Source organism: Nocardioides sp. YIM 152315 (assembly GCF_029210375.1).
Classification (GTDB): Bacteria; Actinomycetota; Actinomycetes; order Propionibacteriales; family Nocardioidaceae; genus Nocardioides.
On sequence record NZ_JARGER010000037.1, the window covers coordinates 487,037 to 499,802 of the forward strand.

General features: G+C 72.9%; 13 protein-coding genes. 12 read left to right on the forward strand and 1 reads right to left on the reverse strand.

All coding sequences use genetic code 11. The features are described from left to right. Nucleotides 1-91 precede the first annotated feature (91 nt). Genes PZ894_RS13915 through PZ894_RS13945 form a run of 7 tightly spaced genes read left to right on the forward strand, consistent with a single transcriptional unit; the run spans nucleotide 92 to nucleotide 6,920 of the window. Nucleotides 92-1,636 (forward strand): ABC transporter substrate-binding protein, encoded by a 1,545-nt coding sequence (locus PZ894_RS13915; protein ID WP_275745632.1) that lies wholly within the window; start codon nucleotides 92-94, stop codon nucleotides 1,634-1,636. Between the two features lie 15 nt (nucleotides 1,637-1,651). Next, entirely contained in the window at nucleotides 1,652-2,623 is a 972-nt protein-coding gene (locus tag PZ894_RS13920) for an ABC transporter permease (protein ID WP_275745633.1), read from the forward strand. Next, nucleotides 2,623-3,564 (forward strand): ABC transporter permease, encoded by a 942-nt coding sequence (locus PZ894_RS13925; protein ID WP_275745635.1) that lies wholly within the window; start codon nucleotides 2,623-2,625, stop codon nucleotides 3,562-3,564. The genes PZ894_RS13920 and PZ894_RS13925 overlap by 1 nt, the downstream gene beginning before the upstream one ends. Beyond that, the gene (locus PZ894_RS13930; RefSeq protein WP_275745636.1) at nucleotides 3,561-4,568 is read left to right on the forward strand and encodes an ABC transporter ATP-binding protein; all 1,008 of its coding nucleotides are present in this window, start codon (nucleotides 3,561-3,563) and stop codon (nucleotides 4,566-4,568) included. The genes PZ894_RS13925 and PZ894_RS13930 overlap by 4 nt, the downstream gene beginning before the upstream one ends. After that, on the forward strand, nucleotides 4,565-5,593 hold the full coding sequence (locus PZ894_RS13935; RefSeq protein WP_275745638.1) for an oligopeptide/dipeptide ABC transporter ATP-binding protein: 1,029 nt from the start codon (nucleotides 4,565-4,567) through the stop codon (nucleotides 5,591-5,593). Before PZ894_RS13930 ends, PZ894_RS13935 begins: the two co-directional genes overlap by 4 nt. Before the next feature lie 2 nt (nucleotides 5,594-5,595). After that, a complete protein-coding gene (locus PZ894_RS13940; RefSeq protein WP_275745640.1) occupies nucleotides 5,596-6,090 on the forward strand; it encodes a nuclear transport factor 2 family protein in 495 nt (164 codons plus the stop codon). Beyond that, the gene (locus PZ894_RS13945) at nucleotides 6,087-6,920 is read left to right on the forward strand and encodes an SDR family NAD(P)-dependent oxidoreductase (RefSeq protein ID WP_275745642.1); all 834 of its coding nucleotides are present in this window, start codon (nucleotides 6,087-6,089) and stop codon (nucleotides 6,918-6,920) included. The genes PZ894_RS13940 and PZ894_RS13945 overlap by 4 nt, the downstream gene beginning before the upstream one ends. A gap of 20 nt (nucleotides 6,921-6,940) precedes the next feature. Here PZ894_RS13945 and PZ894_RS13950 read toward each other — a convergent pair whose 3' ends face one another. Then, nucleotides 6,941-7,516 (reverse strand): flavin reductase family protein, encoded by a 576-nt coding sequence (locus PZ894_RS13950; RefSeq protein ID WP_275745643.1) that lies wholly within the window; start codon nucleotides 7,514-7,516, stop codon nucleotides 6,941-6,943. Nucleotides 7,517-7,614: 98 nt separating this feature from the next. Here PZ894_RS13950 and PZ894_RS13955 point away from each other — a divergent pair, with 98 nt between their 5' ends. From PZ894_RS13955 to PZ894_RS13975, 5 genes are all read left to right on the forward strand, one after another. Next, entirely contained in the window at nucleotides 7,615-8,499 is an 885-nt protein-coding gene (locus PZ894_RS13955; RefSeq protein WP_275745645.1) for an alpha/beta fold hydrolase, read from the forward strand. Between the two features lie 61 nt (nucleotides 8,500-8,560). Continuing rightward, nucleotides 8,561-9,763 carry an acyl-CoA dehydrogenase family protein gene (locus PZ894_RS13960; protein WP_275745646.1) on the forward strand — a complete coding sequence of 401 codons (1,203 nt, stop codon included), beginning with the start codon at nucleotides 8,561-8,563 and terminating at the stop codon, nucleotides 9,761-9,763. 40 nt (nucleotides 9,764-9,803) lie between these two features. Next, the gene (locus PZ894_RS13965) at nucleotides 9,804-10,727 is read left to right on the forward strand and encodes a VOC family protein (RefSeq protein WP_275745648.1); all 924 of its coding nucleotides are present in this window, start codon (nucleotides 9,804-9,806) and stop codon (nucleotides 10,725-10,727) included. Nucleotides 10,728-10,785: 58 nt separating this feature from the next. Further along, nucleotides 10,786-11,985 carry a 3-hydroxy-9,10-secoandrosta-1,3,5(10)-triene-9,17-dione monooxygenase oxygenase subunit gene (hsaA, locus tag PZ894_RS13970; RefSeq protein ID WP_275745649.1) on the forward strand — a complete coding sequence of 400 codons (1,200 nt, stop codon included), beginning with the start codon at nucleotides 10,786-10,788 and terminating at the stop codon, nucleotides 11,983-11,985. 27 nt (nucleotides 11,986-12,012) lie between these two features. Continuing rightward, the gene (locus PZ894_RS13975) at nucleotides 12,013-12,735 is read left to right on the forward strand and encodes a hypothetical protein (RefSeq protein ID WP_275745651.1); all 723 of its coding nucleotides are present in this window, start codon (nucleotides 12,013-12,015) and stop codon (nucleotides 12,733-12,735) included. Nucleotides 12,736-12,766: the final 31 nt, after the last annotated feature.

Genomic DNA, 12,766 nt, shown 5'->3' on the forward strand with positions numbered 1-12,766 from the left:
TCCAACTGCCCCGGCGTGACGGGGCGCACCAGCCCGATCGGGCGGGCACGGCCCGGGCCCCCGACCCGGCCTACCGACAAGGAGCCCTGCAGTGAAGCGAACAGCAATCGCGCTCGTCGTCTCGTGCCTCGTACTTCTCGGCGCCTGCGGCGGCACCAGCGACGGCGGCGACAACGGTGACGGCGGGAGCGCGGACGTCGACACCTCGCGCGTCCTGCGCTACGTCACCTCGGGAGGCGTCATCTCCTTCGACCCGCACAAGACGGTGTCGAGCTCGGACTTCATCCTCCTCAACTACGTCTACGACCGCCTCGTCCACACCAACACCGAAGGCGAACCCGTGCCCGGCCTGGCCGAGTCGTGGGAGTACTCCGACGACCTGACCCAGCTCACCCTGCACCTGCGCACGGGCCTGACCTTCGGCGACGGCACGGCATTCGACGCCGATGCGGTCAAGGCCAACCTCGAGCGCGCCACGGAGCCGGACTCGATCGCGGCGGCGCAGCTCGCCACCATCTCCGGGGTCGAGGTCGTCGACGACGAGACCGTCCGCATCGACATGTCCCAGCCGGGCGCGGAGATGCTGCTCACCCTCTCGGACCTGGCCGGCATGATGGTCAACCCGTCCGCGTTCGCCACCCAGGACAAGGCCGCCGGCCTCGCCACCCAGCCCGACGGCATCGGCCGGTTCACGCTGGGCGAGGTGCAGCCGGGCTCGAGCTACCAGTTCGTCGCCGTCGACGACTACTGGGACCCGGACGCGCTCCCGGTGGCCGGCATCGACGTCTCGGTGATCACCGACCCGCAGACCGCCCTCAACACGCTCAGCTCCGGCCAGTCCGACTGCGCCCTGGTGAGCCCGGGGATGATCGACCCGGCCGGGCAGATCCCCGACGCCGAGGTGAAGTCCCGCTCGGTGCTGACGCAGACCATCCTCTTCTTCAACCAGGGCAAGGGCGCGCTCGCCGATCCGCTCGTGCGGCAGGCGATCAACCACGCCATCGACCGCGACGCCGTGCTGCAGGCGGCCCAGGAGGGTCACGGCGAGGCGTCGGAGGGTCTCTTCCCGGCGGACTTCTTCGTGCCGAACGACGAGACCGCGCACCTGCTCTCCTACGATCCCGACAAGGCCGAGGAGCTGCTGGCCGAGGCGAACGCCGACGACGTGTCCTTCACGGCGCTGACGCTCACGATCCCGCAGTTCGTGACGACGGCCGAGGTGGTCAAGGACCAGCTCGCCAAGGTCGGGATCACGATGGAGATCAAGGCGCTGCCGCCGGCCGACCTCAGCATGACGTTCCTCAAGGGTGAGGGCGACGCCGTCATCACCGGGTGGACCGGTCGGCCGGACCCGTCGATGCTCTTCACGTCGTACTTCGCCGCCGACGCGGTGCAGAACGTCTCGCACGTCTCGCCCGACGGGTTCGAGCAGGCCCTGGCCGCGGCGAACGCGATCGACGACCGTGCGGAGCGCGGGACGGCGCTCGACGCCGTGCAGGCCACGGTCCTCGAGGCCGGCGCGGTGGCCCCGCTCACCTTCAACGAGGTCGGCACCGTGTGCACCTCCGAGGTGGTCGGCTACGAGCCTCCGGTGATCGGCATCAGCGAGTTCCGCGGCGTCGGGCTCGTGGGCTGACCGAAGGGGTTCGTGATGGCGTCAGCGGTGCGCAGCCGACGGGTGCTGCAGCTGGTCGGTCGCCGGCTGCTGACGATCGTCCCGCTGCTCGTCATCGTCTCGCTGCTCACCTTCAGCCTGGTGTTCCTGATCCCCGGCGATCCGGCTCAACGGATCGCCGGGGAGAGCGCCAGCCCCGAGCAGGTCGAGGCCGTGCGCACGCAGCTCGGCCTCGACCTCCCGGTCCACGAGCAGTTCTGGAACTACCTCTCGGGGCTGGCCCACGGTGACCTGGGGACCAGCTTCACGTTCCGTACGCCGGTCACCGAGCTGCTCCTCGACCGGCTGCCGGTGACCCTGTCGATCACGGTCGTGGCGATGGTCTTCGCGCTGCTGATCGGCATCCCGGCGGGCGTGCTCGCCGGCCGGCGGGCCGGCCGCTGGCAGGACCGGGCCGTGACCGTGGGCAGCACGCTCGGCCTCGCGACACCCAACTTCGTGCTCGGCCTGCTGCTGACCCTGGTGGTCGGCATCCAGCTCGGCTGGTTGCCCGCGACCGGCTACCAGCCGCTCGCCGACGGGTTCTGGCCCTGGTTGCAGCACCTGCTGATGCCCGGGTTCGCGCTCGGCGTCGTCGCCGCGGCCGAGATCGCCCGTCAGCTGCGCGCGTCGCTGGCCGACGTGCTGCGGCAGGACTACGTCCGCACGGCCACGGCGAAGGGGATGCTGCCGGGGTCGGTCGTCTGGAAGCACGCCCTGAAGAACGCGATGATGCCGGTCGTCACCGTGGTCGGCCTCCAGGTCGGCTACCTGCTCGGCGGGACCGCGGTGATCGAGACGGTCTTCGGCGTCAAGGGCCTCGGCGACTTCGCGGTCCAGTCGGTGCTCGCCGGTGACCTCCCCGCCATCCAGGGCATGGTCGTCTTCGCGGTGCTGATCGCCGTGACGGCGAGCCTGCTGGTCGACATCACCTACGGCTACCTCAACCCGCGCGGAGGCGACGCCTGATGTCCCTGGTCGACAAGCCCGACGGCCTCCTCCCCCCGGCCGTGGAGTCGGCTCCGGTCGAGGAGCACGGGCCGGCGCTCGTGCCCGCCCGCCACGAGTCGCCGGGCCGGCGCTTCCGGCGCCGGTTCCTGCGCTCGTGGGTGACCCGGCTCGCGCTGCTCGTGCTCGCGGCCTGGCTGGTGACGGCGATCGCCGCGTCGTGGCTGGCCCCGCACGACCCGCTGGCCCAGGACCTGCAGGCCCGTCGGCTGCCGCCGGGCTCGCCCGACCACCTCCTCGGCACCGACACCCTCGGCCGCGACACGCTCTCGCGGCTGATCTTCGGCGCCCGCGTCGCCGCGCAGGCCGCGATCACCTCGGTGACGGTCGGCCTGGTCGTCGGCGTCGTGCCGGCCCTCGTGGCCGGGCTCCTCAAGGGCTGGTGGGACGCGGTCTTCTCCCGCGCCGCCGACGCGCTGCTCAGCTTCCCGCCCCTGCTGCTGGCGCTGGCGATCGTCGGCGTCATGGGCCCCAACCTCACCAACGCGATGCTCGCCATCGGCATCGTCTTCGTGCCGCGCTTCTACCGCATCGTGCGGGCCGCGACCCTCTCCGTGCGCGAGGAGACCTACATCGAGGCCTCACGCAGCATCGGCACGCCGACGCACTGGCTGCTGCGACGGCACGTGCTGCCCAACGTGCTCGCTCCGCTGGCCGTGCAGATCAGCATCGCCTTCGGCTTCGCGATCCTCGCCGAGGCGTCGCTCAGCTTCCTCGGCCTCGGCGTGCAGGCGCCGGACCCTAGCTGGGGCAGCATGCTCTCGGAGGGACGGGCCGCGTGGTTCTACACGCCGTGGCCGCTCATCGTCCCGGCGACGACGATCGTGCTCTGCGTGCTCGCCTGCAACGTGACCGGCGACGGGCTGGCCGACTCGGTCGGCCGCGAGAGGGGACGCGCGTGACGACGGACGACGAGCCGCTGCTGTCCGTGCGAGACCTCGCGGTCGAGTTCCGGGTCGACGGGGTCTGGCAGCCGGTCGTGACGGGGGTGTCCTTCGACGTGCGCGCCGGTCAGACGGTGGCGCTGGTGGGGGAGTCCGGCTCCGGCAAGACGGTCACCTGCTTCTCGCTGCTCCGCCTCGTCGGCGGCGACAACGGCCGGATCGCGTCCGGGGAGATCCGGCTCGACGGCCGCAACCTCATGGAGCTCGACGAACGGCAGATGGCCGACGTGCGCGGCAACGACGCGGCGATGATCTTCCAGGAGCCGATGACGAGCCTGAACCCGGCGTTCACCGTCGGCACCCAGCTCACCGAGGTCGTCCGGCGGCACCGCGGGTGGTCGAAGGCGCGGTCGAGAGCGCGCGCGGTCGAGGTGCTCGACCTCGTCGGCATCCCGCGGGCGGCGCAGCGGCTCGACGACTACCCGCACGAGTTCTCCGGCGGCATGCGGCAGCGCGTGATGATCGCGATGGCCCTGGCCACGGAGCCCAAGCTGCTCATCGCGGACGAGCCGACGACGGCGCTGGACGTCACGATCCAGGCGCAGATCCTGGACCTGGTGCGGGACTTCGCCACGGAGCTCGGCATGGGCGTCCTGCTCGTCACCCACGACCTCGGCGTCGTCGCCGAGGCGTGCGACGACGTCGTCGTCATGTACGCCGGTCAGGTCGTCGAGCACGCCGAGTGCTTCACGCTCTTCGACCGGCCACGGCACCCCTACACCGCCGGCCTGATGCGCTCGCTGCCCCGCGTCGACCGCGTCGGCGAGCTCCAGGTGATCCCGGGCTCGCCGCCGCTGCCCAGCGAGTTCCCGACCGGCTGCCGCTTCGCGTCGCGCTGCCCGCACCGGCAGCCGGACTGCTCGCGGCCGGTGCCGTGGCGGGCGGACGGCGCCCGCGGCGTACGGTGCGTCCGGGCCGACGAGCTCGACCTGCGCGAGGGTGACGTGGCGGTGGCGCGATGAGCAGGCCGGGGAGCGAGACGCCGCTGCTGAGGGTCCGTGGCCTCGAGGTGAGCTACCGCGTCGGCGTACGCCGCCACATGGCGGCCGTGCGCGGCATCGACCTCGACGTCCGGGCCGGGGAGGTCGTCGCGCTCGTCGGCGAGTCCGGGTCGGGCAAGTCCAGCGCCGCCCGGGGCATCCTCCAGCTCACGCGCCCGTCGGCCGGCACCGTCGAGCTGTCCGGCCAGGAGCTGACCGCGATCCGCGGACGCGAGCTGCGGCGGGCGCGGCGCGACGCGCAGATGGTCTTCCAGGACCCCTACTCCTCGCTCGACCCGTCGATGACGATCGGGGAGGCGATCGCGGAGCCGCTGGTCGTCCACACCCGCGACCGCGGCGACGAGCGACGGCGCAAGGTCGTCGAGATGCTGGAGCGGGTCGGCCTGCACGCCCATCACGCCGACCGCTACCCCCACGAGTTCTCCGGCGGGCAGCGGCAGCGGATCGCGATCGCGCGGGCCCTCGTGCTCCGGCCCCGACTCCTCGTCGCCGACGAGTCCGTCAGCGCGCTCGACGTGTCGAGCCAGAACCAGGTCCTGTCGCTGCTCTCGGAGCTGATCGCCGACCTCGGCCTCGCCTGCCTCTTCATCACCCACGACCTCGCCGTGGTGCGCAGCGTCGCCGACCGGGTGGCGGTGATGTACCTCGGCACGCTGGTCGAGCAGGCGCCGACCGAGGAGCTCTTCGCCGCCCCTCGGCACCCCTACACCGCGGCGCTGCTCTCGGCGGCGCTCGTCGCCGACCCGCGCATCCAGCGGACCCGGGAGCGGATCCGGCTCTCCGGCGAGCTGCCGGACCCGCGCCACCCACCGACGGGCTGCGCGTTCGCCGGTCGGTGCCCGTACGCCGCCGAGGTGTGTGGCGACGTGCCGGCCCTGCGGGCGCTCGACGACGGCCGGGCCGTCGCCTGCCACCGTGCGGAGGAGGTCGTCGTCGAGCTCGGCGCCTCCGCGTTGCGGACCACCACCATCACGAGAGAGAGGTAACCGTGGAGCAGACCCTGGAGGAGCGCGTCGCCCGGCTGGAGGCGATCGAGGAGATCCGCCGCCTCAAGCACCGCTACCTGCGCGCCTGCGACCTCAAGGAGCCCGAGACCTTCCGCGACTGCTTCGTCGCGCGGGGCGCGTCGATCGACTACGGCCCCCGGGTCGGCCGCTTCGAGGACGCCGACGGCATCGCCGAGGTCTACCGCCGCATCGCGCTGGAGAAGGTCGACGGCCACTACAACGTGCTCGACATGCACCACGCGCTGCAGGCCGACATCGACGTCGTCTCCACGACCGAGGCGACCGGGCAGTGGACGCTGCGCTTCCGCCAGGTCGACCGCCGGGCCGGCACCGAGCGGGTCAGCGCCATCGAGTACGACGACCGCTACGAGATCGAGGACGGCAGCTGGCGGATCCGGTCCTGCCACGTGCGGGTGCTGTGGGCGATCGTGAAGCCGCTGCCCGAGGGGCACGAGATCGTCGAGACGCTGTCGTGACCGCACCGGGCGTCGCCCTGGTCACGGGCGGGTCCCGCGGGGTCGGGCAGGGGATCGCGGTCGGGCTGGCCGAGGCCGGCTGGACCGTGCACGTCACCGGCCGGAACGCCGCCGGGCTCGCCGAGACCGTCGCACGGGTCGAGGACGTCGGCGGCACGGCGTACTCCTGGACCTGCGAGCACACCGACGACGCCGACGTGGCGCGCGTGGTCGAGGCCGCCTGGGAGGCGGGCGACCGGATCGACGTGCTCGTCAACAACGCGTGGGCCGGCCCGCGGATGAACCACGCCCGCCCGGAGCGCTTCTGGGAGCGACCGCTCGACGACTGGGACACGCTCATCGGCGTCGGGCTGCGGACGCACTGGGTGGCCGCGCACGCGATCGCCCCCCGGATGATCGACCGGGGCTCCGGGGTCGTCGTCAACGTGTCGTCGGTCGGCGCGCGCGCCTACCTGCACTCGGTGCTCTACGGCATCTCCAAGGCGGGGCTCGACAAGATGACCCACGACGCCGCCCTCGAGCTGCGCGCGCACGGGGTGACCGTGCTGTCGCTGTGGCCCGGGCTCGTGCGCACCGAGCAGCTGCTCGCCAGCGGGGTCGCCGACATCGCCGGCGTGCCGGTCTCCGACGCGGAGACACCCGAGCTGCAGGGCCGCGTCCTCGCCGCACTGCTGGCCGACCCCGACCTGCACCGGCGCACCGGCTCCGCGCTGATCACCGCCGAGCTCGCCGAGGAGTACGCCGTGTCCGAGCCGGACGGCGGGCGCCCGGTGTCGCCGCGGCTGATGTTCGGCGGCGGGCCGGTGTTCCCACCCCTTCCCCCGGGCTGAGCCCCAGTCACGAGCCCCAGTCACGAGCCCCAGTCCCAGCCGTGGGTCCAGGCCCACGCCGGCGTCTCGGGCTGGGCCTCCAGACCGAACCGGCCGCGGAAGAACACGAGCGGGCGTCCCTCGTCGCGGGTCTCGAGCTCGAGCACCCGGCCGACGACGATGTCGTGGTCGCCCGTGCGATGCACCGTCTCGACGTCGCAGTGGGCGCGCATCAGCACGCCGGGGAGCGCGGGGGTGTCCCACCGCGAGAGCGTCCAGTCGAGGTCGGCGAACCGGGCGCCGACGCTGGAGCCGAAGCGGGCGCAGACGTCGTGCTGGTGCTCGCCGAGCACGTTGACCGTGAACCGGCCGACCCGCCGGATGCGCGACCAGGAGCGGCCGCGGTGGTCGGCGCAGAAGAGCACCAGCGGCGGGTCGAGCGACACCGACGCGAAGGCCTGGCATGCGAAGCCGACCGGCTCCCCCTCGTCGAGCGCGGAGACCACCGTGACCCCGGTGCCGAAGGCGCCCATCGCGCGGCGCATCGCCAGCGCGGACGGCTCGGTCGCCTCGAGGTCGCCCGGCGCGCGCGGCAGGTCGGCGAACGGAGCGGGCATGCGGCGACGCTAGGAGCGCGGTCGTCGACCGCGCGGACGTCTCCCGGTCACCGGGAGCGGCCGTCGGGGCCGGCCGCTGCGTTCCTAGCGTGCGACCCGTGAGCACACCAGTGAGCGAGACCCTGCGCACCTTCGACCCCGACGAGACCCGGCGTGAGCTCGCCACGGAGCACGGCGTGCTGCGCTACCACGACGTCGGCGACGGCCCACCGCTGCTGATGCTGCACGGGTCCGGCCCCGGCGTGACCGGCTGGCGCAACTTCGCGGGCAACCTGCCGCTCTTCGCCCGACACTTCCGGTGCCTGGTGCTGGAGTTCCCGGGATTCGGCGTCAGCGACCCGACCGACCAGCACCCGATGCAGGCGGCGCTGCCGGCGGTGTCGACGCTCCTCGACGGGCTCGGCCTCGATCGGGTCGACGTGATCGGCAACTCGATGGGCGGCATCGTCGGCGCGCGCTTCGCCATCGCCGAGCCGGACCGGGTCCGTCGCCTCGTCACGGTCGGCGGCCTCGGCCGGCAGATCTTCAGCCCCTCGCCCGGTGAGGGGATCAACCTGCTGGTCGAGTTCACCGAGGACCCCACCCGCGAGCGCCTCGTCGAGTGGCTCAACTCGATGGTCTTCGACCGGTCGATGGTGACCGAGGAGCTGATCGAGCAGCGCTGGGCGCACGCCACCGATCCCGACACGCTGGCCAGCGCGAGGAGGATGTACGGCCGCGGGGTCCTCGAGGCCGCAGCGCGGGCGGCCGCGGCGTCCCCGGAGCCGCCGTACTGGGCCCTGCTGCACCGGATCACCGCGCGCACCCTCGTCACCTGGGGTCGCGACGACCGCGTGAGCCCGCTCGACATGGCGCTGGTCCCGATGCGCACGATCCCCGACGTCGAGCTGCACGTGCTCCCCAACTGCGGACACTGGGCGATGATCGAGCAGAAGGCGGCCTGGGAGAGCGCCGTGCTGGCCTTCCTCACGCGCGAGGACTGAGGTTTCCCGGTCAGTGGGAGAGGCGATCGGGAGGGTCGGATCCGGTGCCAGCGTGGCCGACATGTCCGATCCGCGCACCAGCACCTGTCCCGAGCTCGCCGCCGTCGAGGACCATGCCGAGGAGCTCGCCGCTCTCGGCCCGGCCAACGAGGAGCTCGGCAGGCTGCACGACCGAGCGGCCAAGGTGCTCCGCGACTCCGGCGTCATCAGGATGCTGCAGCCGGCGGAGTACGGCGGCGCCGAGGCACACCCGCGGGACTTCGCCGAGACCGTGATGCGCGTGGCGTCGTTGGACGGCTCGACCGGCTGGGTCGCCGGCATCGTCGGCGTGCATCCCTGGGAGATGGCGCTGGTCGACCCGCGGGTCCAGGCGGAGGTGTGGGGCGAGGACCACGACGTGTGGATGGCCTCGCCGTACGCGCCGATGGGCGTGCTGCGTCCCGTGGACGGCGGCTACCTCTTCTCCGGGCGGTGGCAGTTCTCCTCCGGCACCGACCACTGCGACTGGATCTTCCTCGGCGCCTTCCTGGGCGACACCGACGGCGTGCCGCTCGAGCCGAGGGAGAACTACCACGTCATCCTGCCGCGGTCGGACTACACGATCGTCGACGACACCTGGGACGTGGTCGGGCTGCGCGGCACGGGCTCCAAGGACATCGTGGTGCAGGACGCGTTCATCCCCGACTACCGCGCGCTGCCCTTCTCGTCGATGGTCGACGGCTCGGCGCTCGCGCGCTCGGGCCGCACGAACCCGACGTACGGCGTGCCGTTCACAACGATCTTCCCGCTCGGGATCACCTCCGCGGTGATCGGCATCGCCGAGGGTGCCCTGGCCGCCCACCTCGCCTACCAGCGCGAGCGCGTGCAGATCACCGGCACGAAGGTGCGCGACGACCCGTACGTCCTCTCCGCGATCAGCGCCGCCGCCGAGGAGATCAACGCCTCGCGCACCGCGCTCCTCGACAACGTCTCGCACTTCTACGACATCGCGGCCGCGGGCGGCGAGGTGAGCCTGGCCGAGCGCGCCGCGTCGCGTCGTACGCAGGTCGCCGCGGCGTGGCGGTCGGTGCGCGCGATGAACGAGATCGTGGCCCGCAGCGGCGGCAACGGCCTGCGGATGGACAGCCCGATCCAGCGGTTCTGGCGCGACGCGCAGATGGGGCTGGCCCACGCGATCCACGTGCCCGGGTCGGTCTTCCACGCCTCGGCGCTGCTCGACCTCGACGTCACGCCCCCGCCCGGGCCGATGCTCTCCATGATCTGACCCGCGGACCGGACTCTCGACGAAATCGGAAAGGACCGACATGACCCACCTCCGCGGACTCGGCTACCTCCGGGTCCAGACCCAGGACGTCACGCGCTGGCGCGAGCTCACCGTCGAGTGCCTCGGCCTCGTCGAGACCACCGGCCCCGTCGACGACGGCCTCTACCTGCGCATGGACGAGCGGGAGGCGCGGCTGATCGTGCTGCCCGGCGACGTCGACAAGGTGCTCGCGGTCGGGTGGGAGGTGCGCGACCAGTTCGGTCTCGCGGCCGTGGCCCGCACCGTCGAGGCGGCCGGCGTGGCCGTCAAGGAGCTCACCGCGGCCGAGTGCGCCGACCTCAGGATCGAGGCGGGCGTCCGCTTCGACGACCCCGCGGGCACGCCCGTCGAGGTGTTCTACGCGCCGGTGCTCGACCACGACCCCGTGCGCACGAAGTGGACGCAGCGCTTCGTGACCGGTGACCAGGGCATGGGTCACGTGGTGCTGCCGACGACGGCGTTCGAGGACAGCTACACCTTCTACAGCGAGGTGCTGGGCTTCCTCCCGCGCGGTGCGATGAGGGTCGGGCCGCCCGACCCGGCCGCGCCGCCGCGCCGGGTCCGCTTCCTCGGCATCAACGAGCGGCACCACAGCCTCGCCCTCTGCCCGGCCCCGCACGGCGAGGCCCCCGGGCTGGTGCACCTGATGGTGGAGGTCGACTCGCTCGACGCCGTGGGCCGGGCGCTCGACGAGATCGGCAGCCGCGGCTTCTCGATCTCCTCCACGCTGGGTCGGCACACCAACGACAAGATGGTGTCGTTCTACGTCCGGGCGCCCGGCGGCTGGGACATCGAGTACGGGTACGACGGCATGCACGTCGACGAGACCTACTACACGGCCGAGGAGATCACCCGCGACTCCTACTGGGGCCACGACTGGTCGGGATCCGAGCCGCTCGCGGCGTTCGTGCCCCCCGCGGACTGAGGTCCCACTCAACGGAAGGTCCGCCCGCGACGGCGTACCCGTGCCGGATCCTGACCCCATGCCGAGAGCCCGCGCGGTCGAGCCCGAGGCGCAGCCGGGCCACGTGCTCGAACGCGTCCGGGCGCTGCTGCCGGGGTTCGTCGCACGCGCCGACGCCGTCGACGAGGCCCGCGTGCTCCCGGAGCAGACGATCGCCGAGATCCGCGACGCCGGCGTCTTCCGGATGCTGCAGCCGGCGCGGTGGGGCGGCCTGGAGGCCGACCCCGTCGAGTTCCTGCGCGTGGTGCGCGCGATCGCCGGGGCCTGCGGGTCGACGGGCTGGGTGGCGAGCATCGTGGGAGTCCACCCCTGGCAGCTGTCGCTCTTCCCGGCCGCGGCGCAGGAGGAGGTCTGGGCGGGGAACGCCGACGCGCTGATGTCGTCGGCGTACGCGCCCGTCGGGCGCCTCGTCGACGTCGACGGCGGCTTCCGGCTCAGCGGCCGCTGGAGCTTCTCCTCCGGCTGCGACCACGTCGACTGGGTGCTGATCGGCGCGATGCGCTCGGGGGAGGACGGCCGGCCGGTCGACTTCGTCACCTGCCTGGTCCCGCGCCGCGACCTCGAGGTCGTCGACGTCTGGAACCCCGTCGGGCTGCGCGGCACCGGCAGCAACGACCTGGTGGTGCGCGACGTCTTCGTGCCGACCCACCGGGTGCTGCGCAACTTCGAGCACCGGCTGCTCAGCGGCCCCGGTCAGGCGATCAACCCCGGCCCGCTCTACAAGCTGCCCTTCGGTGCGATCTTCACCTCGGCCGTCGCGATGCCGGTGATCGGGGCCGTCGCCGGCTGCTACGACGCCTACGTCACCACCATGCGCGACCGCACCCGGCTCAGCCTGGGCGGCGGCCGGTTCGTCGAGGACCAGTTCGCCCAGGTCTCGGTCGCGCGCGCGGCCACCGAGATCGACGCGGCCGTGCTGCAGGTGGAGCGCAACCTCAGCGAGCTCTACGCGCACGCGGTGGCGGGCCGGGAGATCCCGACCGAGCTGCGACTGCGCGCGCGCCGCGACCAGGTGCGCGGCACCGAGCGCGCGCTGGAGGCCGTCGACATGCTCTTCAAGACCGCGGGCGGGACCTCGCTCACCCGCGGCAACCCGATCGAGCGGGCGTGGCGGGACGCGCACGCCGGCTCGGTGCACGTCGCGAACGACGTCGAGCGCACCCTCGCGCTCTACGGCAAGGGCGAGTTCGGACTGACCGTCGAGGACACGTTGGTCTGAGCATCCAGGCCAAGGATCGGAGGCACGATGCGCACGGTGACACCGGCCGAGACGACCCCCGTGGTGGTGGGCCACGACGGGCGGCGCTACACGATGACCGACTACCTCGGCCGGCATGCCGGGGAGCGCGCCGACGCCGGTGACGACCACGGCCGGCAGGCCTACCTCGTGCGCCAGGAGGCCCCCGAGCTGCGCGCGCACTTCCACGAGGTCGACCAGTTCCAGGTGGTCCTCGACGGCGAGGGGACGCTCGGCCGGGACCGAGCGGTCCGCGGCGTCGTCCACTACACCGACGCGTTCACCAGCTACGGCCCCATCCGCACCGATCCCGCCATCGGGCTCGCCTACTTCACGCTCCGCCGCCGCGCCGACGTCGGCATCCACTACATGCCCGACGAGCGGGAGCGCCGGCGTCTGGCGGCGAGCTCGGGCCAGCACTTCACCGTCGCGCTCCGGACCGACGACCTCCCGGCCGCACGACTCCACGAGGTCGCGCGCACCGGTCGTGGCGCCGCGGCGTACGGCGTCCGGCTGCCGGCGGGGCGGCCGCTCCGGCCGGCGGCCGGCGGCGGCGAGGGCTACCTGGTCGTGCTCGACGGCGCGCTGGTGCGCGACGGCGTCGAGCTGCCGACCGGCAGCCTGGTCAGCTTCGACGGGTTGGGGGACCTGTCCGGCCTCGCCTCCGTGCCGGCGCCCGATGACGGCGCGGCGCTGGCGGCGGTCGTGACGTTCCCGCCCCGGCACGACTGACCGGGACCATTCGCGATCCGCGGACACGGCA